Below are 1,021 nucleotides of genomic sequence, written 5' to 3' on the forward strand. Positions count from 1 at the left end.
GGACCGCCTTGACGGAGACTGCGTTCTCGTCGAGCCGTTCGTCGATGACGGCGGGCTGCGCGCTTACCTCAGCTTCGTGCCCTGGGGCCGCACCGGCGTCTCGCTCGACCTCATGCGCCGCGACCCCGCCGCGGACAACGGGCTGGTCGAGCTGATGGTGGCCTCGCTCGCCGAGCGCGCGGCCGCCTTCGGGGCCGGGCGGGTCTCGCTCAACTTCGCCATGTTCCGCGAGGCGTTCGCGCGGGGCGCCGAGGTCGGGGCGGGGCCCATCGCCCGGCTGTGGCGGCAGTCGCTCGTGCTGGCCAGCCGCACCTGGCAGCTCGAGTCGCTCTACCGCTCCAACGCCAAGTACCAGCCGGAGTGGCAGCCGCGGTTCATCTGCTTCGAGTACACCTCCGACCTGCCGCGCATCGGGACCGCCGCGGGCAGCGCCGAGGGCTTCCTCACGCGCCCGTCGCTGCGGCTGCTCACCCGACGCGGGCGGACGGTGGACGAGCTCGACCGCGCGGGGGCCGACTACGCCGCCGCGGTCGAGGCGCGCATCCCCGACGCCCCCGACCCGGTCGAGGCGGCTATGTCCGCGCACCGGCTGCCGGAGCAGCAGCGCGTCCGCCGGGCCAAGGTCGACCGGCTGCGGGCCCGGGGAGTCGACCCGTACCCCGTCTCGTACCCCCGCACGCACACGCTCGCCGAGGTGCGCGCCGAGGCCGGCGAGCCGGCGCCCGACACCGCGACCGGGCGGCTCGTCTCCGTGACGGGGCGCCTGATCCGCAAGCGCGACGGCGGTCGGCTCGGCTTCGGGACGCTGCGCGACGGCTCGGGGGACCTGCAGGTCATGGTCGCTGCCGACCGCGTCGACGCCGCGGACCTCGACCTGTGGCGGCACGACGTGGACCTGGGCGACCACGTCGGGGTCACCGGCGAGGTCGTCACCACGCGCCGCGGCGAGCTCTCGGTCCGAGCCGACTCGCTGCGGATTACGAGCAAGTCGCTGCGGCCGCTGCCGGACAAGCACAAGGGC

General features: G+C 75.2%; 1 protein-coding gene. It reads left to right on the plus strand.

The window, feature by feature from the left end; all coding sequences use genetic code 11:
• The coding region (locus KVT14_RS20025) for a phosphatidylglycerol lysyltransferase domain-containing protein (protein WP_217617267.1) at positions 1-1,021 on the plus strand (1,021 nt) is incomplete at both ends.

Source organism: Cellulomonas sp. GbtcB1 (assembly GCF_019091725.1).
Classification (GTDB): domain Bacteria; phylum Actinomycetota; class Actinomycetes; order Actinomycetales; family Cellulomonadaceae; genus Cellulomonas.